Genomic DNA, 24,190 nt, shown 5'->3' with positions numbered 1-24,190 from the left:
AGTTACCATGCATAAGCTATTATTAATTATTTGTCTCGCTACACACCTGTGCAACGCGCAACTGTGTACCATCAGATATCACTATAAAAAAAACAACGACATCTGCACTACAGTAACTACACAAGACGCAATTCAAATAATAAAAACCCACTTAATAAGACGTGATTTTAATCTTAAGCAAGTTAATGAATGGTCATTAACTCCAAAAGCACGCGAACATTTTTGCAAAAACCTTACAAACAATGGCAATCATGCCGAAGTAACAATAGTGGCTCCGAAAAAAGCTTTTGGACAAATCGAAGATCTCATACATGCACGCTATCAATTTGACCAGCAGAAAAAACGATATTAAAAAATAAAGCGAATAATGCATATTTTGTACATCATCACAAAATTAGAACTTGGTGGAGCACAAAAAGTATGCCTCTCTTTATTTAACGCACTACAAAAAGATCACACTACTTTTTTATTATCAGGGCATGAAGGGGTTCTTGTTGATCAAGTGAGACATCTCAATCAGGTCACTCTGATAAAAACATTCACACGAGAAATAGGCATAGGCCTATTTCTCACTGAACTCAAAAATTTTTGGCACATAACGCGTCATATAAAAAAATTAAAAAACAGCTACCCAGACTTAATTGTTCACACCCATAGTACAAAAGCTGGAATTGTAGGCCGATGGGCCGCATGGCTTGCTGGCGTAACCCATCGCGTACATACCGTACATGGTTTTGCCTGCCATGAACATCAAAAAAAAATTGCCTGGATCTTAATTTATTTGTGCGAATTAATAACGAGCTTAATAACCACGCATTTTATTTGTGTATCACAAAAAGATATCGGCTACGGTTCTCGATTATTCCCACATTTTACACATAAAAGCTCAATAATTCGTGCTGCCATAGATTATAAAAAATTTTTACGTGTAGAAAGCCTGCCATTTCCTACAACAACCCCCTTTATTTTTGGCACCATAGCCTGCTGCAAACCTCAAAAAAATCTTCATGATCTTATTCATGCATTTGCAGAGGTATACCAACACAACAAAAACACTCGCTTAGAAATTATAGGTGATGGCCTAATGCGTCCCTCACTCGAAGAGCTGGTCAAAACGCTACAACTTAATCATGTTGTAACATTTTACGGCTGGCGTGCAGAAGTGCAAGTCCCCATGAGCACCTGGCACACGTTTACCCTGACATCATTATGGGAGGGACTTCCCTGCGCGATCATAGAAGCCCGCTCCATGAAGCTGCCCGTAATAAGTTATGCAACCGGCGGCATCCCTGAAGTAATTTTTCATGAAAAAAATGGGCTTATATACCCACAAAAAGACCGATTAGCGCTAGCTCACGGCATGCTTGAGCTCTCACGCAATCAAATATTATATGAACAGTTAAGCTCTTTTTCTGATAATCTTGCTGATTTTAGCGATGACACCATGCATGAAGAACACAAAAAACTTTACGCATCATTTTTTGCTTGATATACACACTTTTTGTATACTATCAACTAAAATTATCATAAAACACTTGGGACAACGCATGCTACACTCATCATTACTTTCTATTATCGGCAACACGCCACTTGTTAAAGTTAATTTTGCAACACCCGCAACAGTATATGCAAAATTAGAATATCTTAATCCAGGTGGAAGCATTAAAGATCGCGCAGCGTTATTTATGATCAATGAGGCAGAACGCAAAGGCATTCTCACGCCCGGCGGAACGATTATTGAAGCATCTTCAGGCAATCAAGGCATTGCAGCCGCTATGATCGGAGCGATTAAAGGATACAAAGTAATTATTACCGTATCAGAAAAAATAAGCCTAGAAAAAAGAGCAACACTTGCGGCATACGGAGCAACCGTCGTTGTGTGCAAGGCGTGCGAATTTCTTGATGATCCAGCAAGTTATCATAGTAAAGCGATAGAAATTCATAAAAGTACCCCCAATTCATTTATGATTAATCAGTATTTCAATCCAACTAATGCGCAAGCACATTATAGCCATTTGGGACCAGAAATTTGGCGGCAAACAGCTGGCGCACTTACACACTTTTTTGCTGCAGCCGGTTCCGGCGGCACCGTTTCTGGCGCAGGAAAATTTTTAAAAGAACAAAACAGTACGCTCAGTGTTCATGCCGTTGACGCCGCAAACTCATATCGCTCAACATGTGGTCATCCTCAACCATATTCGATAGAAGGCATGGGGGTGGATTATGAAACACCGCTTCTTGATAAGGCGATTATTGATAACTATCACTTAGTCCATGACAACCAAGCATTGGACATGCTTAAAAATCTTGCCCGCAACCACGGACTACTTGTAGGACCTGCAAGCGGCGCTGTCGCTCATGCTGCCTATGAATACTCAAAAACATTAACACCGCAAGATACGCTTGTAATGATCTTTGGAGATTCCGGAAGAGCATATTTGACCAAAAATTTTTACTAAAAAATGGGGGTATTAATGAAACTGTATAATATTGCAATCTACGCGTTCATAATTTCATGCACGATTAAGCCCGTTGAAAATAATGATGCTTTACATAAAGCAGTAAGACATAAAAGCACAAAACAAGTGAAAAAATTACTTGCAGATCCAACAATTAATATTTTAAAAAGAGATAAAAATAACAAAACAGCCCTCAACATAGCCTCAGAAATTAAACATTATCCAAGCATACGCCTGATAAGAAAAACTTTGCAAAGACAAGCAAAAAAAAGCGAGAATCGCTGTCCTGTGTGTTGGGAAGATTTTAAAACAATACCCGTTAAAAAATTATGGGTCATGCAAAAGTGCTGCAATCAAGTACTATGCTCACGTTGCTATAACATTATAAAAACAACACAAAAAAAATGCACATTCTGCGTGTCAGAATTGTAACGTTTTACCGCAAGCGCCAGGGTGGAGCGTTTTCTTACGTAATGCTTTGTCTGAATGAGTTTGCCAACTATCAAGTAAATATTCATACGGCAACGCTTGATAATCAATACCAAAAGGAAACGTTCCCCAGTGCATTGCTATAAAATGCCGGGCATTAAGATCACAAAAAGCTTGAACGGCCTGTTGCGCATTAAGATGGGAATCTTTCATCCAAGCATGTGGCTCACATGGGCCGATGGGCATTAACGCAATATCAATAGAATATTGTTTACCAATAAGAGAAAAATGTTCGCCATAAGCGGTGTCACCCGCAAAATATAAACATATATCTGGTGATTGTATCATCCAACTACCCCACAATGACTTATTTCTGTCAAAAAAACCACGCTGGGACCAATGTTTTGCTGGTAAAAATGTATACATAGCTTCACCTATTTTTATAGATTCCCACCATGAACATTCGTGCACATTCCCAAGGCCTCTTTTTATAAACCATGCTTTATCACCCATGGGAACAAGTGTTTTTATGGCAGGGTTTTTTGCATGCAATATACGAATACTCGCCTCATCCATGTGATCTCTATGATTATGTGAAAGCAAAATAATATCGATAGACGGCAATTGATCAGGAGTAATTACAGGATTATCCCATCGTTTATATAACAAAGAAAGGTCCCCCAATACGGGGTCAGTTATAATAGTAGCGCCAGGCACAGTAATAAGAAAAGTCGCATGACCAAGCCAAGTAATAACGCACTTATTATGCCCAGCAGCATTTCTCAAAGCATTATGTTCTGCGATAGTAGGCGCATGCAAAAAATTGTGCGCTCGCTGAGTTCTGCGCCCAGAAAAAATGCCCGTAATAATCATCCAGAGTGATTTAAAAAAGACAGAGTGTCCCTTTTCATCAGGATGATTCAAAAAACGATTATTTTTATAATAAGGATACATGGTTTATAAGCGATTCACGCAATTTTGTGTGGTAAAAAAAGTGCCCCCCATCCAGACTTGCGTCACGGATAGGGGAAATGGAGGTTATCAAGGTTGGGTTTAGCATAACGCCAAACTCATTATGTAATTTACAAAAATTTACAAAAATTTGCAAAGCTTTATTAAGATCACGCTAAAGCGCCATATGTTTTCAAAAGCTTTTCAAATGCATCTGCGCCTGTAAAAAAAGTACCAAAAAAGCCCTTTCTTACTGAAACATCAATATTTTCTTGATCATCATCAGTAAACACCATCTGCTTTCCCGCATGTCCCTTATCAAGAGCAAATTGCTTGAGCCCTTCAAAATACTTGGAATCCGGCTTACCATAAAAATTAATTTTTTTATCAATTATGTACATATCGTCAAATAATGCTGCAACTTCAGGGAATTTTACCTTAAAATCCTCAAGTGTTTTGGGGCCTATATTTGATGCAAGAACAATAGTAAATCCCTTATTTCTCAGCTCTTTAATGATGCGAACCATTTTCTCGTTAGGCTTTTGAGCATTAGTCAGACTAATAAAATTCTGCTTATATTTTTCGAGAATCGGGTACCGCTCCGTAAGCACATCAATACGAAACTCAAATACTTTTGTTTGCTTTTTAGCCCAAGCCCAATCGCCATTCCAGCCAATTTTCGCCATTGTAGACAAAAGCACACCCTTATTTTCGACGTTTTTACTAAATTCAGCCCATATATCAGGAGAACTGGTATGAGATATCACCCCATGCAAATCAAAGAAAAAGAGGGTATTTTGCGGCGTCATAGGCTGTAAGGTTGCCCACAAGGCTTCGCCCATATGACTCTTATTATGGGATTTATGCGACGCAATCAGCCCCCCTTGGGCAAATCCAGCCACCAAAAAAGTCATAAAAAGAGCTATTTTGACATACATCTTCATACTCACCTCTAAAATTAAATTCCAAACATATTATTTGTACTTATTATAATATCTTATAAATATACAGATTGAATAATAAATGTCAAGTTTTGCACCATACGCAATCGACATGTTTTCAGCATATGATAAACTTGTATTATAAATTATAAATAGCAAATCATCTGGATATTTATGAATTTTAAAATATTATTTTTATCGCTACTCTCTTTGACAATACCCCTTTTTGGCATGGAAATGCCTGCAAACGTTAAGGACGCTCTCGATGCTCATAGAGCAGAGCTGCAAGCGTTTATTCAAGAAAAAACAAGTCGTTTTAAGACATTTTCTTACAAAAATCCACGATGGTGGCAGGGATTTGTTGATGGTGAAGGCGTTACTAAAATCAGCTGGCTGCCCGGCCATTATATAAAATACCATGTTAATCGGGTAATGGGTGCCAATATTCTTAAGCAAAGTATCGAAAAAAACAAGCTTACAGCACTTGACGTTCCAAAGAAATATTTATATCGCGTATACGACGACAATCGCCCAATCTCTGATGAAAATACTCTAGTTATTGCTGAAAAAATTGAAGAAGGCCCCCTCAAACTTTTAAATTCGGCTCATATCAATCAAATCATTTGCTTGCATAACACAACAGGGTTTGAGGACCCACATGAAAGAAATCTTATACGAGCCGATGATAGTAAATGTTATATTATTGATACAGGTGGCTTATTTTTAAGCTCATGGACATTATTTATAACAAAACTTTGGTATGGCGATTCTTATTATCTTACAAAACTATCTCGGAATTCGATGACAGAAGATGCCCGCAATAATCTAAAAAATGAACAAAAAAAATGTTTACACGCTCAAGAAAAGAAACGTTTTCTTTATACTACCATAAAAACTACTGCTGTGATTGGGATTGGCGCGGGTTTATATTATTGGCTCGCTTATAAAAGAGCATAAGCCAAATGTTTAGTTGTTAAATGCCCAGTAGTAATGCATCGAGGTCGATGTCTTGATAACGGTCGACAATATAATCAGCCTTTTTAACCTGATCATAATTACATGACGTATTAATCCCGATACACAACATCCCGGCGGCTTGGGCGGCTTTTATGCCATGCGCGGAGTCTTCAATCGCCAGACATTCTTGAGGGTCAATACCCAATTTTTCAGCTGTGTGAAGATAAATAGCAGGATCCGGTTTGCACTAGCCACCATTTTATCAAAATAGCTGATCAAATCCTGAGCACGAGCAAGCACCCACTCAAATACTTTCAATATGGAATTTTTAGTTATAAAAACGCTTAATAAATTCGTTTTTTTATAAAAAGCTGTTACCTTTAAAACATAGTGAGGAATTTAACATTACAAAGGGAAAACACATTATGTCTACAAATAAAAAATCTAGGTTCTTATTAAATCTCTCGATTTTAACCGTGGCAATTCTAACGACATTCACCAGTGGCAATGCTATGCATGATGATTATCATGGTGTTTTCGTAAACAAAAATTGCGAGGAAATGATAGAAAACGCAATAAAAAAGCATAGCGATAGGTCTCTTGAGAGTGCACTTAATATTTATTACCCAAAAAAAGAAGATCAAGCAAAAATACCTTGGAATGCAATTGAAGGTAAAGCTGAAAATTGTCATGATGATTGTTTTTATCACGGAAAAATCGAAATTAGTCAAAAACCGATATTTACGATAGGATTTTTCTCTTTATGGGGGCTTGGTGCTTCATGTTACCTTGCATCACGCTTTAACATGAACGATTCATACCTAAAAACAATTTCCTTAGTTGTAGGAACAACTTTATTAACAACTGGATCTGTATGTGGAATTGGATTTTCAAGCGTTGCTATATGGAGCGCGTGCCAACAAACCCCTTATGTGTGGATACCGAGATTACGTCCCGATTCAAAAACACGCCCAGTAAGGTCATTCATAAAAACGCATAGAAAAATATAGTCACACAAAAAATATAATAGAAAAACAACATGATCATCAAAACCAAAAAAATAACTTTAACTTCTTTTTTTGCATTTGCAGTATTATTAAATAGCATTAATCACACTAATTCCATGGAATTAAATACGTCTTATGATTCCAATAAAATACTCCCGGAAGAAATACTTTATCCTACTTTGCAATACACCGCATCATCGATACCACAAGAAAATCTTTCAGCATTAAAAGCTATTGAATCTTCAAAATTATATCCTGACGATATCATCTCGCCTAAACCAACGTTATGGCAAAGAATGAGCCCTATAACGCCGGAACAAGTAGGAATGAAAGTCCTGTAATTGAAATAGACAAAAATGCACCTGATTCAGCTATAAGCCACAAATATCAAATTGAGCGAGAAAAAGAATTTGAAATTTGTAGAAGATATTCATACACGCCAGAATCTGTTAAACAAATTGGTAATATTGCGCTAATAATAGCTAATCACGGAACATGGGGACGAGAAACAAAAGCATTCTTTGATGATTTTGATGAATCTGATCAAGGATATCGCCATATCAAAAGATTTGCCTCATGGTATGCAACATGTAATAAAATAATGTCGGAACTTATATCAATTAAATGGTCAGGATTTAGAACGGATGAAGCACGTATAAGAGGCGCAGAATTTTTATTGGAATATCTGAATAAAACACCTGAATATAAAAATGTTGATCTTGTTATTATAAACCACAGTCATGGATGCAACCTTGCGCACTATTTTAGCCAAATATGGAAAGGCAAAGCCATAAAATTAATAGTAGATTTTGCATGCCCGGAACGACCAGAAAAAGTCTATAAGCCAGAAAACGTTGAGCAAGTTATTCATCACACATCACATGATTTTGTTGCAAGAATTGGAAGCGTCCCTGAAGGGCAAGGACTTAAATTTGTAAAAAAACATTTTCCCTTCGCCGCAGCCGTTACCACTGGAATCATATTGCACATTGTACCGGGGGTGGATAAAAAAATAGCGATGGCTGTTAACAATGTAGTTCTCGCAACCGCTCCAAATTCCATTAAAGATGCTATAGATATAGCAAAGTTAATAAGATCTAAAAAAAATAATGCTCTAAAACCTCAAAGTAAAAAAATTATTGTAGGACTTGATGTAAGAGATAATGACTACGCGCCGTCGCACACTACTATCATAAAAATAGCACGATTTTTACCAGAGATTATCACACAATTGCAAAATGAACATATTGATAATTACGCCAAAAGTGGATCTTTTCATCTTAATGTAACTGATAAAAAGGATTCAACAGGGAAAATCATAGATTCCAGAATTGCATTAAAGCTTAAGAACAAGGGCAAAATTCGCGATGTTCTTAAATTCACTCAATTTAATACAGGCCAAGAAGTTATCAACTACGCCGCTGATAATAAAATTCTTAATAAATATTTCAAAGAATGCGAAAAAGAAAATAAAACCGCACGTGAAAAAGCAAAAAAAGAATTCGCAATTCAAGCAAAAGCACTCGAAGAACAACCTAAAACTCAAGAACACGCGCTTCAGGTAAAAAAAATAGAAACCGAAAAACAAGCTTCTCTAAAAAAAGCTCTGGAAGAAGAATGCAAAGCTGAAATAGAGGCGTGGTGGAAAAAAGAAGTACAACGTGAAACTAAGCAAGAAATAGATATAGTGCTCGAAGAAGAACCTAAAGATCGGATATGCGAACAATATAAAGCCCCAAAAGAGGCTCAGGAAAACACAAATGCGATCAGAATAAAAAAGCTTAATGCTCAAATAAAAAAGTGTGAAGATAAAATAAACGCATTCGACGAAGATAAATTAAATCCTGAAGAAAGAAGAGAAGTGCTCGAAAAGCACGTAGGTCTATGTATTGCAGTAGACCTTGCGCTACGGATAGAAGAGGAGTATCTAGATTACAAATTTTTCTTGAATCGAGCAAAAACACCAAAAGAGCGAAAAATACAACAAGAAAACTATGAAGCGTTAATGAAAAAAAACAAAGCAAGGGAAGAAGAAATCGATACTCGAATAGAGACATTTGAATATTGGATGCAAAAGCTTGAAGAACAAAAGCATATGCCTCAAAAAACAGAACTGGAAGACCAAATCAATGTGCCCAAAGAGCAAAGTGAAATTTTTGAAGAAGAAGAAAAACGTACGCCCCCAATAAAAGCACTCCAAGCACAATATAAAGCTGCTCGGGATGAAAAATATACACTATGGGAAGAATTAGAAAAAGCTCTAGAAAAAAGTGACGCTGGAATAAAAAAGCTTAGAGCTATGCAAGAAAAGAGCGATGCTCTAATAAAAAAATTTAAAGCCAGTAAGGTTACTCTCGATGCTCATATAAAAAAGTTTGCTAAAGCAAAGGAAGCGCTGGACAAAAAATTTAAAGCTCAGGAAAAATCTTTTGATCTTAATTTTGATGGATGGCAGGAGATTGAGGAAATTTCTGATTCTGAATAAATAACATATTAAGAAGTTCAAAAAGATTACAAATAAAAGAGCTCCCCGGTAACACGTAGAAATGTTAAATGGGGAGCTTTTTTATGCGTAAAAGATTGCATGAAAAACCTCGCGCAATTAAATTATCAATTAGCTTTTGCTGCTTTTTGCTCTTAAATGCCCAGTAGTAATGCATCGAGGTCGATGTCTTGATAACGATCGACAATATAATCGGCTTTTTTAACCTGATCATAATTACATGACGTATTAATGCCTATACACAACATCCCGGCGGCTTGAGCGGCTTTTATGCCATGCGCGGAGTCTTCAATCGCCAGACATTCTTGAGGGTCAATACCCAATTTTTCAGCTGTGTGAAGATAAATAGCAGGATCCGGCTTGCAAATATTACCAACGCAAGAAATGCCATAAATATGATCGCCAAAATAATAACTCAAATTTAATGCCTGATTACTTAACTGAACCGTCATGTCATCGGCGTTGGTCGCAATACCATTTTTGATGTTTTTAGTTTGTACGATACAGTGGAATGCTTCAAAGCCATCTATAAACTTGATGCCATTTTTATATAAATCGTAGGCGATGAGAGACTTTTCTTTAATCAAATCTTCAACTGAACCTTCAAGATTAATAAAATCTTTAATCACGCCGCAGCTTTTATGCAATGCAAGGCCGTGAATTTCTTTGCGCAAAGCTGCTTCCAATTCGCCCGTATATGCAATGCCGCGACGCTCAATAAAAAGCTTTGTCGCATCGGCCCATATATTTTCTGTGTCGACAATGGTACCATCCATGTCAAAAATTATCGCCTTATATTTCATAAAGCACCTCCTTTAAATTAACTATACTCTATGATACAATGATGAATCAAATACTCATATTCGCAAGAGGAATAAGCACATGTTACCATTTTTCTTTATAAACGCATGCATCGCACCACTCATTGGGCTTACAGGAGTCTACGCAAGTTTCTTATTATTATGCGTACGCACAGGTATAAAAATGTACGGACTCAACACCCTGTATACATACCTTTCAGCATACCACATACCAAGTTTTTGTGGAGCTCTGTACTTTTCAGCGCCCACGTCGCCACGCCTGCGACTACTGATCATAAGTTTTCCCGTTATATGCTTTATGCTCTTTGCTATTCACCCTATTGGCAGCTATGCATTACCCTATACCGCCTACTGGATAATTCCCCTGATAGCACTCGCTTACCCGCATAAAAACTTTTTTGCTCACGCACTTGGCAGCACATTTATCACACATGCCGTCGGCTCTGTGATATGGTTATACACACGCCCTACCACCCCACTCTATTGGATGAGCCTCATACCAGTCGTTATTATTGAAAGATTATTAATAGCCGCTGGCATGACCATACTTTATTTTTGCTATACGTATCTAAAAAGTTATTATACAAAACGCACAACAACACAGAATACACTAGAACTTCAACCTCTCAAGCAGTAGCACAATCATGATAAAAAAGCTTGTTATACTCGCCTGCATCAGCGTTGTTGTGGCCTGTGTTTTTGTCTATAAAAAACGCACCTATAGCACTAGTTCAATCGCACACTATGACGACAAGCCTACCAAGCTTAAACACCTTGCAATCATTATGGACGGCAACAGACGTTGGGCTAAAAAGAATAGTCTCAAGCCATGGCTAGGGCATAAACAGGGGATAGAACCGGTCAAAACAACTATAGAATTCTGCATTAAAAAGAAGATCCCCTATCTCACCCTGTATGCATTTTCTCTCGAAAATTTTAAGCGGTCTTCAGATGAATTAGACTATCTTTTTAATATTATAGCCAAGGAAGTTTCTGACTCATATTTTGATACGCTTATTAAAAACAATGTACGAGTACGCTTTATCGGCCGCAGAAGCTCATTCCCTCAACAACTTATAGAAAACATTAATGCCATCGAGGCAAAAAGCGCCCACAACACAGGACTAACGCTCAATATCATGTTTTGTTATGGCGGACGGCAAGAACTTGTTGACGCTATAAAAAATATTGTTGCATCGGGCATTATGCCAGAAAATATTACCGAAGATACTATTGCGCAACATTTATGGACACATGACATGCCTGATCCTGAGCTTGTTATTAGAACAGGCTATACGCATAGACTCAGTAATTTTTTACCCTATCAATCAGTGTATAGCGAACTGTATTTTATAGATTGTTACTGGCCAGAAATAACGGTTGAACATCTTCATAAGGCGGTTGATTATTATGAGAGTATCGAAAGAAATTTTGGAGCGTAACGTTATTCACACAAGCGTTGCCGTATTGGGCGCTGGAGCATGGGGAAAAGCTCTTGCCCTTTTACTCGCTGATAACGGTCATTTGGTTACGCTGTGGGATTACCAAGCAAAAAGTTTACCTATAGGTTTTCCCACTACTATTATTCTGACAAATACTATACAAGATATACTCGAGCATCGTTTTATTTTTGTCGCCATTCCCGTGCCATTTTTAAGATCTGTTATCAGTACGCTCATATCGAGCCATCATAATCAAGTTTGGGTTATGGGCAATAAAGGCATCGAGCAAACAACCCTTCTTCTTCCGACACAAATTATTAATGATATTTTACCGCAAGCTGCAACCGCTGTTATTTCCGGCCCAAGTTTTGCCAAAGAATTAACAGAAAAAAAGCTTACGCATATAGTAATTGCAGGCGCGCGCAGTCATGAAATAAGCAATTTGCTCAGTAATAGTTACTGCATGACACACCAATCACAAGATCTTATAGGCATACAGCTTTCAGCCGCACTGAAAAACCCACTATCACTCGGTATGGGCTTATTGGCAGCCAGTGGCTATGGTTTAAATGCTCAAGCTGCGTACATAACCCAAGCACTTTCAGAAATAGTTTTTTTGGTAAAATTTTTAGGTGGCAAACAAGAAACGGTATATGGCTTAGCTGGCCTTGGTGATCTTTTTTTAACCTGTAATCCCATGAGTAAAAACTATCAAGTGGGCATGTTATTAGGTTCGGGAAAGTCGCTTCAAGAAGCTATATCTCAATTTGACGCGCCGCCAGAAGGCCTATCAACCCTCGCATCTGTCCAGCAGATTATAACAAGCAACAAGCTCGACTTACCCCTTTTAAACAGTTTATATCAAGTCGTTTACGAACAACATCCAGTAAATACTATCACGACTGCACTACGCTAATATTAAAATTATTTATTGCATAAGAGATGCATTTTTACCTATAATCTAAAACGATTTAGGACAAATATCGATCGATTAATTTAATGAAGCGATTTTTATTTTTTATATTTTTTTTAACAGCACAGCTTGTAGGTCATGGCTTTGGTCCGCATACACTCGTAAAAACGGGCGATGTTTGGCAAAGCATAGAACAATTATGCAATAACATATCCGAACACCAATGTGTCACTAGTTATACCATTCACGCCGGTACATATACGCATAAAAAAATAAAATCCGCCGGGACCAGTACCACAAATTGCTATTTTAGAATCGGCTTCGACGAACAGTTTAATGATGATATTATATGCACGCCAAGCCAAAAATTTTATGTGCCTGCAGTACAAAAATGGGTGCCCGCGTATCAACTAACCGTTGGCGATCAACTACTAGGCGCAGACAAAAAATTATGCCCCATTACGCACATAGAATTTGTAAAAAAAACGCTCACGGTTTATTCGCTTGGGGTCACACGCCCCCACAATTTTCTGGTAGGCAGACATGCCATTGTAACGCACAATATGTTTTTTCCAGTCGCCTTTCACCTTGGGTTTAGCATGGCATTTGGTAGTGGCGCAGTAGCTGGAGGCACGGCTGGTAGCTTTCTTGGACCACTCACTATTATAGGTGGCGCTGCTATTGGGGGTGTCATTGGCATCGCCATGAAAATGATCCCGCGCAAGAACAAACTATCTCATTATGAACTAGTGTTTCATGCAAACACTATCGAGAAACACTTTATATATAATGCTGATCAAAAAAATAATTCTGGCGAAGTAAGTTTTACAAATATCCCACAATCTTGCAGCGCCAGCCCCGGCGACCCAAATGATCCTGAAGATCCAAGAAATAAAAAACCCAAAAAAGATGACAAAGATCATAAGAACGATGAACGCAAAAAAAACACACCCGAAAAACGAGATAATTCGGCACATAATGCTGCTCAGTATGAAAAATTAAAAATAGATCTAAGAATTAAAGAATTTACCAGTATTATTAAAGTTACTGCGCATGGGATAAAAAGATTAATTGAACGCGGATTCACTCCCGAAGAAGTAAAAGAGGCCATAACAACACCAACATTGACAAAACTACAAGCAGATGGTTCAAAAGCGTATATCAGACAAATTGGCGCAAATTATAATGTCATAGTAATAAATGAATGCATGGAAGAAGTGATTACTGCATTAAAAAATATTGATAAAAAAGCACTATGTAATTTAGGGAAAAACTATGGATGGCAATAAATGAATGGACTAAAATTTAGATGTTGTTTTTGTAATAAAGGCATTGAATCGTCAAAAACAAATCCTGCCGAGATCAACGTTTTGATTAATTTAGATAAATCAAAAGATCAACAATATAATCAAAATTTTTATTGTCACGTCGAATGCTTTAGAGAAAAAATACACGAAGCAATGAGAATGCACTTTCATTTGCATAATATTTTAGATGATTAAAGAAAAAAAACCCCAAAAAAAGATTTTTGCAAAATATGAGAAGCTATATATATCAAAAACATATTCAACATTGTTGCGAGATGATGGAAAAAACACTTGCAGATGGAAGAATAATGATTGGCTACGATGCCGCAAAAAGAAGATATTATTTACCACTATCATGGCCTCATAAAAGCACCCAAGGTGTTTTTTATTGTCCGTGGTGCGGGACTAAGCTACCAAAAGAACTAAGCGATACATGGTTTGAAACTTTAGAAAAAGAATATGGGATAGATGATCCATATAAGATCAACTACCCACAAGAATTTAATACTGATGAATGGTGGATAAAGCGGGGTCTTTAAAAATTACTTGACCAAATCGTACCACATTTGGTACGATAAGTGATAATCAAGTAAATAAAAAGGCGATTGATGGAATTCATAAAAACAATACCCGTGTATTTTTACCAGGAAGAATCTGGAAATGAACCGGTACGTGAATGGTTACATGAATTATCAAGCGCTGATCGCAAAATTATAGGTAAAGATATCAGAATAGTACAAATAGATTGGCCGATAGGTTCTCCCTTGGTAAAATCACTAGGCGCTGGGCTATGGGAGATAAGAAGCAAATTAGACAATCGCATTGCTCGCATTTTATTTGTATTCCACGATAGTAGTATAATTTTACTGCATGGTTTTATAAAAAAGACACAAAAAACCCCTCAACAAGAAATTACACTCGCAAAAAAAAGAGCTAAAAAACTATAGGTGACTCATGAAAAATAAAAAATATATTGGTTCTAACTTCGAAGATTTTCTTGAAAAAGAAGGCATTCTTGAAGAAATAAATGTTGCTGCTATAAAAACAGTCATCGCCCGAAACTTAAAAGATCATATGAAAAATATGCACATCACACAAACAGAAATGGCGAAGCAACTAAAAACAAGCCGATCGGGCTTACAAAGATTGCTTGATCCAAAAAATTATTCCGTTACACTTTTGACCTTAAATCGCGCCGCTCACGTATTGGGAAAAAAGGTTAATATGAACTTGGTTGACGTGCAGGATTCAAAAAAGCAGCCTCATTGAAAAAACCAAACTTAAAGAGCTTGACGAAGACAGCGGGTGCCGGCATAAAAGAGGGCTATGGTGATCGCGGTGGATGCTATTTCTCTCCAATAAACTGATGGCATCGCACTTATGCCTTGTAGGCGAGAAAAAAACTCGATCTCTTGCTCACTCAACAAACCCTTAGATTCTTCTGTGAGTTGCTCTTTACAGGCATAATACACTTTTTTGATATCAATATATCGATAACCACAATCTACGAGCGTGTGATGTGCAAACAAAAATCCTGCTGCGTACAACCCCAAGGGCACTACAAAATTTTTTACAGGAGCTGATACATCGGCCACACCACAAGACGCGCTACTATGCATGATAAAAATACTGAGCGCTGCTACTATTACTTTGTTTTTCATAAAAATTCTTTCTCTGTTATGCAACCTGTACCTGAATAAAAGGCGGATTACGGTAATCTATAAATGACCCGGCAAAGGGCCTTTGATCAATCACAGTATACTCTACTCGAGCCTCATGTTCAAACAGTTCTGGATATACTATCTGATACCTAAAACTATGTTCATCACAAAACCGACACACATCTTCCAAAGACCTGCCACGTAGAGATGGAAAAAGCCGCATCGAAGTTATCCCCTGCGAAACATATACAAGCATACTTTTATCTTGCGATAATTGTGTGCCATGCGCAGGCGCTTGAGCAATACACGTTCCAGCAATTGTTTGAAATGGCAGTGTATAGATTTTTGGTTTTACACCCAGGGAATGTGCTTTTTTATGAATTTCTAACTCAGATAATAAGCTATAATTTGGCGTCTCTATACAAGCAGGTTTTGTTGAAATAACCAAAAAAACGGGCTGCTGCGCCTTAACTTTTTGCTGCGGATAAGGCCTGTGCTCTAAAATAGTCCCTTCATCAACATCTGCATCCTCCTTAATATGCATAATCCTGGCATTAAGATTATGTCTCGATAGAACCGGAAACGCTTCATAAACATTAAGACCCAACAGAGAAGGCATCTCAAATGATTCAGGTGTCAATAATCGGGCAAGAATTATATAACCAAAAATAAAAGAAAAAACGGGCAAAAGACAGAGGAGATATTTACTATTCATGTATACAAATATATCGAAGAACGAGCACTACAAGGCGATCAATAAGCCGGATTCTGTTACCTTCACAGGTATGACAACCATTTATCTATGCGATATACCCGCGTGTTTATTCAAGAACTTAATCTTGCGAAACGAAACATCGAACACACTGTTTATCTTGCTCCAGATAGGGTTTACCCCACCAAAAATATTACTACCTTGGCGCGTGCGCTCTTACCGCACGTTTTCACCCTTACCCATAATTTAAAAATTAAAGGCGGTTATTTTCTGTGGCACGATCCATAGGCTTACGCCTCCCTGAATTATCTCAGGTATCTTTTTCGTTAGGAGTCCGGACTTTCCTCAGATATAATTCTATGAGAACTTTATCCGCGATTGCCTAGATTGCCTTGCAATGCTACTATTTTATAATCATATATGTCATTATCATATTAGCAATAATTGTTTGAAATGTCCATGAAAGCCCTGCATCAGGATATGCCATAAAATAATCAGCAAGATACAAAAAAATAGAAAAAATGGTAATTATTGCGATTTTAACGGGACGAGAAATATCAACCATTTTTTTACAAAAATAGAGAAATACAGAAATAATAATCAACTTATTCATTTCAAGAATAATATTATTGCCTATCAACGCGGCATAGCACAAGGCGCAAAAAAAGCTTGCACAAGCAGACGTCCATGAAAATGTCGTGTGTATAATACTATCCATGTAGGCAGTGCGCGTAATGTAACACACTGGATGATTGAAAAACAAGAAGCTCATAGTGTCAACTATAAAAACAACCGGCGTCACGTACCATGATAATGTATTTTTTTTATGCATAAAAAAGCCTTACATGTGGATAAAAGTTTAAAATAAGCGTACCATAAAATAATGGATCACGTACGTATATATACTAGTATTTTTATATCTTTTTTCACCTTTTTTTTGGGTGCAGCTTTTTTTCTCATTAATCATCAGTGGGTTGATTTTTCACTTCTTGATAGTGACAATACAAGCAAACCCTCTCTTGTTCTTGATAATCAGGGCAACGAGTGGGCCCGGTTCCAACTTGATAAAAGAGAGCCTGTTCGTTATAACATTTTACCACAACATCTTATACAAGCGTTTTTAGCTGCGGAAGATAGAAACTTTTTTAAGCATACTGGTATTTCATGCAAAGGAATTATTAGATCAATACTGGTCAACATGTATCATTGGAAAAAGGCGCAAGGAGCCAGTACTATAACGCAGCAGTTGGTAAAGCTACTCTTTTTTGATAGCAAAAAAACTTTTTCCCGAAAACTAAAAGAACAAGCGCTTGCACTCATTATTGAACGACAATATAGCAAAGAACAAATCCTGGAAACATATCTCAATAATGTTTATTTTGGCAACGGCATGTATGGAATTCAGGCAGCCGCTCAAAGATTTTGGAACAAAAATGTGCAAGAGTTAGATATACAAGAATCTGCTCTTTTGGCTGCCATTGTAAAGTCGCCACAACGCTATTGCCCGATTTTTAATCCAGACAATGCCCTATTACGTCGTAATATTGTTTTAGAGGTTATGTATGCATGCAAGTATATCAGTCAACAAGAAGTTATCTCTTTAAAAAAAATCCCGCTATCTATTGCGCAAGCAGAATCAAGCTTTGCGCTGTATGCGCGGGAAAATATAAGATTATTCATGGAAGAACTTGTAGGAAAAAAAGCTCTTTATACTGAAGGATTTGTCATCCAAACAACGCTCAATATATCGCATCAAGAAACTGCTGAAAAAATTTTTCAACAATCAATAGAAAAAATTAGATCAACATTAAAAATACCTCTTGAGGGAGGGATGATATCTATTGCAGCAAAGACTGGTGCTATACAAGCATATATCGGTGGCTATAATTTTAATGCATCGCAGTTTAATCGAGTACACGCAGTACGACAAGTTGGATCAACTATAAAACCACTCCTTTACGCAATTGCATTGCAAAATGGAGCATCTCTTACTGATGTGGAATACGACGAGCCGCTGAGTATAGCCGACAATAATCGCACATGGAATCCACGAAATGTTAATAAAAAATATAGCGGACCCATGACACTTGCACATGCTCTTGCACTATCAAACAATATTATTGCCATTAAAACAATCATAAAATATGGCGCCCATAATCTTGCAAATCTTGTACGCGCAACGCACTTGGCCACAGACGTTCACCATTATCCATCGCTTGCCCTTGGATGCGTAGAAAGCTCTTTATTTAATGTAGTAGGCATGTTTAATATCTTTAATAATAATGGTTATTACCAAAAACCATATCTCATCGAATGGATAAAAGATGAATGGGGAACAAAAATATGGAAACATATCCCTGCACCTGAACAAGTACTTCCATGGAACATTATTAGTCAAATAAATCAGGTACTTATTAACGCATGCCAACGCATACAACACAGACTTAAACTCGCGGATGTTGATTATGAATTATTGGGAAAAACGGGAACCACCAATGATGCTCGAACCGTATGGTTTGCAGGATGCACACCAAATTATACAACGGTCTTTTATTTTGGAAGAGACGATAACAAAGCCATGCAAGAAAGTATTTTTGCCACCACAACGGCTTTTCCAGCGTGGTATACGTATAATAGCTTAATACAACAACCCATCAAACAGTTTTCGCACTCCCCTGAAGTGACAGAAATTTATATCAATAAAATTACGGGGCAACACATGTCACCCCATGATCATAACGCTATTAAACTACTTATAACTTCATAGCGGCCAAAATTTCCGATACGTGATTAACGTCATCGTTAACCTCCTCAATAAAAGATTTAAATCGAGCAAGACGATGACTATGAGCAATAACATGCGTCTTTAAACCAGCAGTAGTTTCGTACGTAGTCGAGCAAAATGGAAATGAACAGTGCTTGAGAGAAACCTCATGACACAACCTTCTATGATACTTTATACCATCTCTTTTCACACTAACAACAGTGCAATGGCGAACATTACACATATATTTGCCAAATGCTACACGCTCTTGTTTTCTTTTGCGCAATAAACCTAATGCTGTTTCATCTTTATTAATATTTTTTTTAATAGATAATATATCCCACATATCTCGCACATGGCATTCTTTTTTAATAAGTGCATTCACATCAACCAAAAAGTTACACCAATCGTGCTCGTCGCTCATAGTGCCATTATTTACCGAAGCCAAACGATCTTCCATAGCCTGTGTGCAGGAAACAGTACATATCAAAAATAAAAGTGAATTTTTCATGCGAAACCCATGTTGTAAAAAAAATAAAAAATATATCGGGAATACATGATACATTTTTTAAAATAAATTACAATAATAAACACCGTACACAATCAATAATATGATAGAAACGCGCTATCAAATAGCATTAATAGAAGATTTAAATCGAGCAAGACGTATACGATGAATATGCGCATGCGCCCTTAAATCACTGGTTGTTGCAAACGTCATCAAGCAAAATGGGTATGAACAATGCTTTTTAAAATCGTGGTGAGACTGAGTTCTATGGCGTCCAAGGTAATTTCTTGAATTAAAAAGAGTAGTGCAACTGCCTTGATTAAGCGAAACATTACACATATATTTACGACTAGGTAATTGTACCTTTAATGACATCGATTTTTTTCCTATCTCGTTTGTAGCAATATTTGCACCACGCGCATGACATTCTTTTTTAATACGCGCACTCACATCGACCAAAAAGTTACACCAATCTTGCTCGCCACGAACGGGGCCATTATTTACCGAAGTCAAACCTTCTTCCATAGCCTGCGTGCAGGCAACAGTACATACCAAAAATAAAAGTGAATTTTTCATGCGAAACCCATGTTGTAAAAAACGTAAAAAAATATATATCAAAAAGATATAATACATTTTTTAAAACAAATCACAAAAGAAATTTACATAATACATTTAAATATCTTGCCAGATAGAGATAAACCTATAAAACAGTTTAACCATTCCCCTGAGGTGACAGAAATTTATATCGATAAAATTACGAGACAACAAATATTATTCCATGATCATAACGCTATAAAATTACTTGTCCCCATGCATTAAAAAAACGGTATGCATTCTACTATAATAACGAACAAGCCCAGAAGAATGCAGCTTGGCGTGCGATTGCAATTGAGAAGTTAAGGTAAAAATTGATCTACAAAATGGAAACGAACAATACTTCGGTCCAGCGGTATGCTTCCGCTTTCTATGATATTTTAACACATGTCTGTCTTTGCTCGTAAAAGTACAATTACCTTGATCTAGCTGATGATTACACATATAAACAGTGAATGGCAAAGATACTGGATTTTCTTCTAATAATACATTCGACATTTGAACTTTTGTGCCACCAAAAAACTGTGTATTTTTAACCCCTTCTGTTCGAGCAGTCATACTCAGATCAGTTAAAAAATGACACCAATCATGTTCGGCTTGAATAGCATTACGATTTTCTAACGTCAAGCGATTTTCCATCGCCTGTGTACATGTAATAATACATACCAAAAACAAAAGTGGTTTTTTCATATACAAATCCTGCTATAAAAAACGTAAAAAATATATCGCGAACATATAATACATTTTTTAAAATAAATTACAATAATAAATACTGAACACGATCTGCAAATAAAGATATATTTTTTTCAATATCGGCTTGAAATAGACATACAAAAAGCTCAGGGTGGCGCTCTGCCATAACCTGCGCATTGGCAACTTGATGATCAGTTGTAGATGCAACCAATGGAATAACAATGGCTTTTTTTCTCAAATAAAGAATTTCAAACAAACTTCCGGCGCCGGCACGAGTAATAATAAGATCACTTGCTGAATAATATAACGAAAGATTTTTTTCAAAGCTAAACACATGGTGTTGTACGCCATGCCGTGCATAATACGCACGAACATCCTCAACTGCGTGCGCACCTGTTTGATGTATAATATACATATTGTCGCAGGCGCCAAGAGCAACATACTTCATCATAATCGCATTAAGTGCTTGAGACCCTTGAGATCCACCCATCACAAAAATAACGCGCATATCGGGCGATAGTCCAAGCACTGCGCGCGACTCTGCCGGAGCATGCACCGATAAACCTTTTCTTATGGGGTAGTCGACAACAATAATATTATTGTGTGATATATATTTTTTTGCTTCAGCAAACGTAACATATACGCCATGCGCCCATCTGGCCAAAAGCGTAACTGCCGCACCGGGCATCACATTAAATTCATATAGATCATACGGAATTCCTAATAATTTTGCTGCGAAACACACAGGGATAGAAATATAACCACCCGTACTCACCACGCTCTTTATGCGTGCTCGTCGCAATGCTGTAACACTTTGTACGCATGCACGTATAAATAAATAAATAAATTGCGGGTAACGCATAATATTTTTGCGAGGAAAATTGGGTACATCAAGCGCAACATGTGTCCAATTTTCATGAGACACTAAATTTTTATCTAACGCGCTGTCACCAGAAAAAAAAAGAATATCAGCGTTGGGATGCTGTTTTTTATAGTCTTGAGCCAATGTTATCGCCGGAATAATGTGCCCACCCGACTTACCAGCAACAAATGCTCGACTGTTATTTTTTATCATATTCATGCGCACAAGTGTGTAAAAAATTTTTTAACAAAACTTGTAGCTCCTGATCTTTTATAATTTTCAATGTTTCTTGCTGCTCATAGGTTAACGCCATCTGGTTGCGACGCGCTGAAAACGTTTCATGCTTAAGCACAAAACTCTTAACATGTCGTTTTTGAACCAGTCTAAATCGTAAATCTATAATATAACTGCCTCCAAGATACGTATTAATTGTTCTAATAATGGTACGAGACAATAAAAAAAGCTCCTGCATCCAATGCGGATCATAGACCCCTATAATAAGTAAACTTGATTCAATTTTCTCTAGACGCATTTTTTCCGACAAACTACCTACAACAGTACGCCAATTACGCAACAGATCAGCTTTCCAATTATCAGGAGTTTCTTGCAAATAGGGCGCAAGATATTCTTTAATGCTGATGGTCATGTTTTTTAACAACAGGCTTGTGCGTTTTCAAAAGATTATTTTCTTGCTCTAATCTCTCGTTTTGTAATTTTAACATTCTATGACTGCGGGCAGTCGTCTCAATAAAAGATCTTAATAAAATTGTTGTCGCCTTTTCACGGGCCAATGCTTCACGTGCTACATTGACATATTCAGCATTTTCAACTTGATTTGTTAAAATCTGCTTAATTTTATCTTCTCTCGTAGTACTATTTTCTATATCTCGCGCTGATAATGTTATAAAAGTTGGAGTATCATAAAAAATCTTTGCTAACTTTTTATTTTCCTTGGGGGAAGATCCATAAAGCCCCATTCCCACAAACAATAATCCCATTTTCTGCAATTTCATATTCCACTTCATAAACACGCCTTCATTGTTAAAAAAAGAGACCGCCAAAAGATTTTAACACTTCCTGGCATCGGCTTTATACATTTTTTTTCAAGACATGCAATAAGCTTCTGCACACTCACTATATCATTACTATTATTATGTGATACCGCTACTCGATAACGCTCCCGCAATGCCGTACCTATGCTATCAAAAATCATCAACGATTGATATTCGGTGGGCGCAATTTTGTCAAATATAGTGCCCCAATACTGCAAGGTGTATTTGCCGGGAACAAGATACAGCTCTACAAACTCTCCTACCCCATCCACAGCATTTTTTTCATACTCAGAAACAACACAACGAGAAATAATAGTTGACAGTATCAACTCTTTTCGCTCAGCCAATAATATAAAATAATACCCCGCAGCGGGCTCTTCAAATAATTTCAGCAATGACGGAGCACTTGCATATGACAACATATCAGCGCTTGTAATAATAAAAAAATAAGGATCATCGGCATCACGCAACAACCAGGAACGCTTAAAAGTACTTTCTATACAAGATACCGTATATGCACTTTTATCAGGGCGCAGAATAGATAATCCATGATATGTTTCACGTTCAATATTTTTACATATTCTGCAATGCGTACACCCAGAGTGCACACACACGCTATTCGCCACATATTGCTTTGCGCGAACAAGCAGTCCCTCTGCGCTTCCAATCCACAACTGTACCTGAGGAATGCGTTCAACACTCAAGACCATACCTCTTCAAGATACAAGGCCAATTCACGTATAACATTCGCAGCTACCGCCTCAGGCGACTGGCTTCCATCAATTTTTTTCACATGGGCTGCATGTTGAAAAATAGTAGTATACCCCTGCAAAACACGTTCAAAAAAGTCATATTTTTCTTGTTCAAACGAGGTCAGTTCACCACGCGCATGTATACGCGCACGCGCATCTGCATGATCAATGTCTATATAAAAAGTAAGATCAGGCTGTATGCCAGCCATCACCCATTCATTAATTTTTTTTATATGTTCAAGATCTACACCACGCCCGTACCCCTGATATGCAAGCGAAGAATCACCCATACGATCACACAATATTATCTTTTTTGCGGCAAGAGCGGGCCGAATAACTTCTTTAATATGCTGCGCTCGCGCTGCGGCAAACAACAGATACTCTGCGGTATAATCCAAGTTACTCTCAGGATTATGCACAATCGCCCTCACCGCTTGCCCCAAAGAAGAACCGCCCGGCTCTTGCGTCACAAGACTTTGTCCAAAATGGGCCTGGACTTGCTGGATCACCGTAGTTTTACCAGAACCATCAAGCCCTTCAAACGTAATAAGAATTCCTCGTTGTAGTTTTTTCATGCGCACACAGGTAAAATAGAATATTATAAACTTATACTACATACTTTACTCTTTTTTATAAACTCTGTTAAGAAAGGACTTCAATGAAAAAATTATGGATAGAACCGGGATGCATCACCTGCGGAACATGCGAATATATTGCTCCGGAAGTATTTACCGTTACTGATATTTCGCACATTAACAGCGATGCTGATGTGACACTTCATGAAGATGCTATAAAAAAAGCGATAGATGCATGCCCCGTTAATGTGATCTGCTACAAAAAAACTTCTGAATAATCTAAAAAA

At 37.3% G+C, this 24,190-nt stretch carries 31 protein-coding genes, 1 other RNA gene and 1 pseudogene; 17 read left to right on the top strand and 16 right to left on the bottom strand.

The window, feature by feature from the left end; genetic code table 11:
• Positions 1-7 precede the first annotated feature (7 nt).
• The 4 genes from WC707_01015 to WC707_01000 are packed head-to-tail and all read left to right on the top strand — an operon-like array spanning position 8 to position 2,891.
• Complete coding sequence (locus WC707_01015; protein ID MFA6065742.1) at positions 8-352, top strand: hypothetical protein; 345 nt, start codon at positions 8-10, stop codon at positions 350-352.
• A gap of 15 nt (positions 353-367) precedes the next feature.
• On the top strand, positions 368-1,489 hold the full coding sequence (locus tag WC707_01010; protein ID MFA6065741.1) for a glycosyltransferase: 1,122 nt from the start codon (positions 368-370) through the stop codon (positions 1,487-1,489).
• Positions 1,449-2,459, top strand: coding sequence for a cysteine synthase family protein (locus tag WC707_01005; protein MFA6065740.1), 1,011 nt, complete (start codon positions 1,449-1,451; stop codon positions 2,457-2,459). Before WC707_01010 ends, WC707_01005 begins: the two co-directional genes overlap by 41 nt.
• Before the next feature lie 15 nt (positions 2,460-2,474).
• Complete coding sequence (locus WC707_01000; protein ID MFA6065739.1) at positions 2,475-2,891, top strand: hypothetical protein; 417 nt, start codon at positions 2,475-2,477, stop codon at positions 2,889-2,891.
• On the opposite strand, the gene WC707_00995 is transcribed toward WC707_01000, so the two are convergent.
• A complete protein-coding gene (locus WC707_00995) occupies positions 2,880-3,842 on the bottom strand; it encodes an MBL fold metallo-hydrolase (protein ID MFA6065738.1) in 963 nt (320 codons plus the stop codon). The two genes, WC707_01000 and WC707_00995, sit on opposite strands and share 12 nt — an antisense overlap.
• 167 nt (positions 3,843-4,009) lie before the next feature.
• Positions 4,010-4,783: an HAD family hydrolase gene (locus WC707_00990; GenBank protein MFA6065737.1), complete on the bottom strand. Its 774-nt coding sequence runs from the start codon at positions 4,781-4,783 to the stop codon at positions 4,010-4,012.
• Between the two features lie 171 nt (positions 4,784-4,954).
• Between WC707_00990 and WC707_00985 the strand changes: the two genes are divergently transcribed.
• Positions 4,955-5,737, top strand: a complete 783-nt coding sequence (locus tag WC707_00985; GenBank protein ID MFA6065736.1) for a hypothetical protein — start codon at positions 4,955-4,957, stop codon at positions 5,735-5,737.
• 16 nt (positions 5,738-5,753) lie between these two features.
• On the opposite strand, the pseudogene WC707_00980 reads toward WC707_00985, so the two are convergent.
• Positions 5,754-5,972: pseudogene (locus WC707_00980) on the bottom strand (HAD-IA family hydrolase).
• A gap of 190 nt (positions 5,973-6,162) precedes the next feature.
• On the opposite strand from WC707_00980, the gene WC707_00975 reads away from it, so the two are divergent.
• Genes WC707_00975 through WC707_00965 form a run of 3 tightly spaced genes read left to right on the top strand, consistent with a single transcriptional unit; the run spans position 6,163 to position 9,229 of the window.
• Positions 6,163-6,747 (top strand): hypothetical protein, encoded by a 585-nt coding sequence (locus WC707_00975; GenBank protein ID MFA6065735.1) that lies wholly within the window; start codon positions 6,163-6,165, stop codon positions 6,745-6,747.
• Positions 6,748-6,776: 29 nt separating this feature from the next.
• Entirely contained in the window at positions 6,777-7,085 is a 309-nt protein-coding gene (locus WC707_00970) for a hypothetical protein (GenBank protein ID MFA6065734.1), read from the top strand.
• Positions 7,031-9,229 (top strand): hypothetical protein, encoded by a 2,199-nt coding sequence (locus tag WC707_00965; protein MFA6065733.1) that lies wholly within the window; start codon positions 7,031-7,033, stop codon positions 9,227-9,229. The genes WC707_00970 and WC707_00965 overlap by 55 nt, the downstream gene beginning before the upstream one ends.
• A 152-nt stretch (positions 9,230-9,381) precedes the next feature.
• Here the strand turns inward: WC707_00965 and WC707_00960 are convergent, their stop codons facing one another.
• Positions 9,382-10,050, bottom strand: coding sequence for an HAD family phosphatase (locus WC707_00960; protein ID MFA6065732.1), 669 nt, complete (start codon positions 10,048-10,050; stop codon positions 9,382-9,384).
• A 79-nt stretch (positions 10,051-10,129) separates the two neighbouring features.
• On the opposite strand from WC707_00960, the gene WC707_00955 reads away from it, so the two are divergent.
• From WC707_00955 to WC707_00925, 7 genes are all read left to right on the top strand, one after another.
• Positions 10,130-10,705, top strand: a complete 576-nt coding sequence (locus tag WC707_00955) for a hypothetical protein (GenBank protein ID MFA6065731.1) — start codon at positions 10,130-10,132, stop codon at positions 10,703-10,705.
• Positions 10,706-10,712: 7 nt separating this feature from the next.
• Positions 10,713-11,510 carry a polyprenyl diphosphate synthase gene (uppS, locus tag WC707_00950; protein MFA6065730.1) on the top strand — a complete coding sequence of 266 codons (798 nt, stop codon included), beginning with the start codon at positions 10,713-10,715 and terminating at the stop codon, positions 11,508-11,510.
• A complete protein-coding gene (locus WC707_00945; protein ID MFA6065729.1) occupies positions 11,479-12,426 on the top strand; it encodes an NAD(P)H-dependent glycerol-3-phosphate dehydrogenase in 948 nt (315 codons plus the stop codon). The genes uppS and WC707_00945 overlap by 32 nt, the downstream gene beginning before the upstream one ends.
• 83 nt (positions 12,427-12,509) lie before the next feature.
• Entirely contained in the window at positions 12,510-13,712 is a 1,203-nt protein-coding gene (locus WC707_00940) for a hypothetical protein (GenBank protein MFA6065728.1), read from the top strand.
• 296 nt (positions 13,713-14,008) lie between these two features.
• Entirely contained in the window at positions 14,009-14,269 is a 261-nt protein-coding gene (locus WC707_00935; protein ID MFA6065727.1) for a hypothetical protein, read from the top strand.
• Between the two features lie 69 nt (positions 14,270-14,338).
• Positions 14,339-14,677: a type II toxin-antitoxin system RelE/ParE family toxin gene (locus tag WC707_00930; protein ID MFA6065726.1), complete on the top strand. Its 339-nt coding sequence runs from the start codon at positions 14,339-14,341 to the stop codon at positions 14,675-14,677.
• A 7-nt stretch (positions 14,678-14,684) separates the two neighbouring features.
• Entirely contained in the window at positions 14,685-14,999 is a 315-nt protein-coding gene (locus WC707_00925) for a hypothetical protein (GenBank protein ID MFA6065725.1), read from the top strand.
• Positions 15,000-15,010: 11 nt separating this feature from the next.
• Here the strand turns inward: WC707_00925 and WC707_00920 are convergent, their stop codons facing one another.
• The 4 genes from WC707_00920 to WC707_00905 form a co-directional block, all read right to left on the bottom strand.
• Positions 15,011-15,391 (bottom strand): hypothetical protein, encoded by a 381-nt coding sequence (locus WC707_00920; protein ID MFA6065724.1) that lies wholly within the window; start codon positions 15,389-15,391, stop codon positions 15,011-15,013.
• Positions 15,392-15,407: 16 nt separating this feature from the next.
• Complete coding sequence (locus WC707_00915; protein MFA6065723.1) at positions 15,408-16,010, bottom strand: PASTA domain-containing protein; 603 nt, start codon at positions 16,008-16,010, stop codon at positions 15,408-15,410.
• A 122-nt stretch (positions 16,011-16,132) separates the two neighbouring features.
• Positions 16,133-16,498, bottom strand: an RNA gene (gene rnpB, locus WC707_00910) — RNase P RNA component class A.
• Between the two features lie 8 nt (positions 16,499-16,506).
• Positions 16,507-16,935 carry a hypothetical protein gene (locus tag WC707_00905; GenBank protein MFA6065722.1) on the bottom strand — a complete coding sequence of 143 codons (429 nt, stop codon included), beginning with the start codon at positions 16,933-16,935 and terminating at the stop codon, positions 16,507-16,509.
• Between the two features lie 51 nt (positions 16,936-16,986).
• On the opposite strand from WC707_00905, the gene WC707_00900 reads away from it, so the two are divergent.
• The gene (locus WC707_00900) at positions 16,987-18,870 is read left to right on the top strand and encodes a transglycosylase domain-containing protein (protein MFA6065721.1); all 1,884 of its coding nucleotides are present in this window, start codon (positions 16,987-16,989) and stop codon (positions 18,868-18,870) included.
• Here WC707_00900 and WC707_00895 read toward each other — a convergent pair.
• The 8 genes from WC707_00895 to tmk all read right to left on the bottom strand — a co-directional run bounded on the left by WC707_00895 (position 18,857) and on the right by tmk (position 23,903).
• On the bottom strand, positions 18,857-19,378 hold the full coding sequence (locus WC707_00895; protein MFA6065720.1) for a hypothetical protein: 522 nt from the start codon (positions 19,376-19,378) through the stop codon (positions 18,857-18,859). The two genes, WC707_00900 and WC707_00895, sit on opposite strands and share 14 nt — an antisense overlap.
• Before the next feature lie 117 nt (positions 19,379-19,495).
• Positions 19,496-19,951, bottom strand: a complete 456-nt coding sequence (locus WC707_00890; protein ID MFA6065719.1) for a hypothetical protein — start codon at positions 19,949-19,951, stop codon at positions 19,496-19,498.
• A 222-nt stretch (positions 19,952-20,173) separates the two neighbouring features.
• Positions 20,174-20,659, bottom strand: coding sequence for a hypothetical protein (locus WC707_00885; protein ID MFA6065718.1), 486 nt, complete (start codon positions 20,657-20,659; stop codon positions 20,174-20,176).
• Positions 20,660-20,726: 67 nt separating this feature from the next.
• Positions 20,727-21,737, bottom strand: a complete 1,011-nt coding sequence (locus WC707_00880) for a UDP-N-acetylglucosamine--N-acetylmuramyl-(pentapeptide) pyrophosphoryl-undecaprenol N-acetylglucosamine transferase (protein ID MFA6065717.1) — start codon at positions 21,735-21,737, stop codon at positions 20,727-20,729.
• Positions 21,724-22,170 (bottom strand): DUF721 domain-containing protein, encoded by a 447-nt coding sequence (locus WC707_00875; GenBank protein MFA6065716.1) that lies wholly within the window; start codon positions 22,168-22,170, stop codon positions 21,724-21,726. Before WC707_00875 ends, WC707_00880 begins: the two co-directional genes overlap by 14 nt.
• Positions 22,154-22,549: a hypothetical protein gene (locus WC707_00870; protein MFA6065715.1), complete on the bottom strand. Its 396-nt coding sequence runs from the start codon at positions 22,547-22,549 to the stop codon at positions 22,154-22,156. The genes WC707_00875 and WC707_00870 overlap by 17 nt, the downstream gene beginning before the upstream one ends.
• Complete coding sequence (locus WC707_00865) at positions 22,546-23,286, bottom strand: hypothetical protein (GenBank protein MFA6065714.1); 741 nt, start codon at positions 23,284-23,286, stop codon at positions 22,546-22,548. Before WC707_00865 ends, WC707_00870 begins: the two co-directional genes overlap by 4 nt.
• Complete coding sequence (gene tmk, locus WC707_00860; GenBank protein MFA6065713.1) at positions 23,277-23,903, bottom strand: dTMP kinase; 627 nt, start codon at positions 23,901-23,903, stop codon at positions 23,277-23,279. Before tmk ends, WC707_00865 begins: the two co-directional genes overlap by 10 nt.
• An 83-nt stretch (positions 23,904-23,986) precedes the next feature.
• Here tmk and WC707_00855 point away from each other — a divergent pair, with 83 nt between their 5' ends.
• Complete coding sequence (locus tag WC707_00855; protein ID MFA6065712.1) at positions 23,987-24,181, top strand: ferredoxin; 195 nt, start codon at positions 23,987-23,989, stop codon at positions 24,179-24,181.
• The last annotated feature ends 9 nt before the right edge of the window (positions 24,182-24,190 follow it).

This window comes from Candidatus Babeliaceae bacterium (assembly GCA_041660765.1).
Classification (GTDB): Bacteria; Babelota; Babeliae; order Babelales; family Babelaceae; genus JBAZVR01.
This window is presented reverse-complemented; position numbering and strand designations above follow the sequence as displayed.

What these genes read in the sequence shown, in the direction of transcription:
- WC707_00985 (MFA6065736.1), top strand. Translation starts at nt 4,955, where the DNA reads ATGAATTTTAAAATATTATTTTTATCGCTACTCTCTTTGACAATACCC.
- WC707_00995 (MFA6065738.1), bottom strand. Translation starts at nt 3,842, where the DNA reads ATGTATCCTTATTATAAAAATAATCGTTTTTTGAATCATCCTGATGAA.
- WC707_00875 (MFA6065716.1), bottom strand. Translation starts at nt 22,170, where the DNA reads ATGACCATCAGCATTAAAGAATATCTTGCGCCCTATTTGCAAGAAACT.
- WC707_01005 (MFA6065740.1), top strand. Translation starts at nt 1,449, where the DNA reads ATGAAGAACACAAAAAACTTTACGCATCATTTTTTGCTTGATATACAC.
- WC707_00870 (MFA6065715.1), bottom strand. Translation starts at nt 22,549, where the DNA reads ATGAAGTGGAATATGAAATTGCAGAAAATGGGATTATTGTTTGTGGGA.
- WC707_00900 (MFA6065721.1), top strand. Translation starts at nt 16,987, where the DNA reads ATGGATCACGTACGTATATATACTAGTATTTTTATATCTTTTTTCACC.
- WC707_00965 (MFA6065733.1), top strand. Translation starts at nt 7,031, where the DNA reads ATGGCAAAGAATGAGCCCTATAACGCCGGAACAAGTAGGAATGAAAGT.
- WC707_01010 (MFA6065741.1), top strand. Translation starts at nt 368, where the DNA reads ATGCATATTTTGTACATCATCACAAAATTAGAACTTGGTGGAGCACAA.
- WC707_00915 (MFA6065723.1), bottom strand. Translation starts at nt 16,010, where the DNA reads ATGCCTTCTCTGTTGGGTCTTAATGTTTATGAAGCGTTTCCGGTTCTA.
- WC707_00905 (MFA6065722.1), bottom strand. Translation starts at nt 16,935, where the DNA reads ATGCATAAAAAAAATACATTATCATGGTACGTGACGCCGGTTGTTTTT.
- WC707_00885 (MFA6065718.1), bottom strand. Translation starts at nt 20,659, where the DNA reads ATGAAAAAACCACTTTTGTTTTTGGTATGTATTATTACATGTACACAG.
- WC707_01000 (MFA6065739.1), top strand. Translation starts at nt 2,475, where the DNA reads ATGAAACTGTATAATATTGCAATCTACGCGTTCATAATTTCATGCACG.
- WC707_00880 (MFA6065717.1), bottom strand. Translation starts at nt 21,737, where the DNA reads ATGATAAAAAATAACAGTCGAGCATTTGTTGCTGGTAAGTCGGGTGGG.
- WC707_00920 (MFA6065724.1), bottom strand. Translation starts at nt 15,391, where the DNA reads ATGAAAAACAAAGTAATAGTAGCAGCGCTCAGTATTTTTATCATGCAT.
- WC707_00940 (MFA6065728.1), top strand. Translation starts at nt 12,510, where the DNA reads ATGAAGCGATTTTTATTTTTTATATTTTTTTTAACAGCACAGCTTGTA.
- WC707_00990 (MFA6065737.1), bottom strand. Translation starts at nt 4,783, where the DNA reads ATGAAGATGTATGTCAAAATAGCTCTTTTTATGACTTTTTTGGTGGCT.
- WC707_00865 (MFA6065714.1), bottom strand. Translation starts at nt 23,286, where the DNA reads ATGGTCTTGAGTGTTGAACGCATTCCTCAGGTACAGTTGTGGATTGGA.
- WC707_00970 (MFA6065734.1), top strand. Translation starts at nt 6,777, where the DNA reads ATGATCATCAAAACCAAAAAAATAACTTTAACTTCTTTTTTTGCATTT.
- tmk (MFA6065713.1), bottom strand. Translation starts at nt 23,903, where the DNA reads ATGAAAAAACTACAACGAGGAATTCTTATTACGTTTGAAGGGCTTGAT.
- uppS (MFA6065730.1), top strand. Translation starts at nt 10,713, where the DNA reads ATGATAAAAAAGCTTGTTATACTCGCCTGCATCAGCGTTGTTGTGGCC.
- WC707_00975 (MFA6065735.1), top strand. Translation starts at nt 6,163, where the DNA reads ATGTCTACAAATAAAAAATCTAGGTTCTTATTAAATCTCTCGATTTTA.
- WC707_00955 (MFA6065731.1), top strand. Translation starts at nt 10,130, where the DNA reads ATGTTACCATTTTTCTTTATAAACGCATGCATCGCACCACTCATTGGG.
- WC707_00855 (MFA6065712.1), top strand. Translation starts at nt 23,987, where the DNA reads ATGAAAAAATTATGGATAGAACCGGGATGCATCACCTGCGGAACATGC.
- WC707_00895 (MFA6065720.1), bottom strand. Translation starts at nt 19,378, where the DNA reads ATGAAAAATTCACTTTTATTTTTGATATGTACTGTTTCCTGCACACAG.
- WC707_00935 (MFA6065727.1), top strand. Translation starts at nt 14,009, where the DNA reads ATGGAAAAAACACTTGCAGATGGAAGAATAATGATTGGCTACGATGCC.
- WC707_00890 (MFA6065719.1), bottom strand. Translation starts at nt 19,951, where the DNA reads ATGAAAAATTCACTTTTATTTTTGGTATGTACTGTTGCCTGCACGCAG.
- WC707_00945 (MFA6065729.1), top strand. Translation starts at nt 11,479, where the DNA reads ATGAGAGTATCGAAAGAAATTTTGGAGCGTAACGTTATTCACACAAGC.
- WC707_00925 (MFA6065725.1), top strand. Translation starts at nt 14,685, where the DNA reads ATGAAAAATAAAAAATATATTGGTTCTAACTTCGAAGATTTTCTTGAA.
- WC707_00960 (MFA6065732.1), bottom strand. Translation starts at nt 10,050, where the DNA reads ATGAAATATAAGGCGATAATTTTTGACATGGATGGTACCATTGTCGAC.
- WC707_01015 (MFA6065742.1), top strand. Translation starts at nt 8, where the DNA reads ATGCATAAGCTATTATTAATTATTTGTCTCGCTACACACCTGTGCAAC.
- WC707_00930 (MFA6065726.1), top strand. Translation starts at nt 14,339, where the DNA reads ATGGAATTCATAAAAACAATACCCGTGTATTTTTACCAGGAAGAATCT.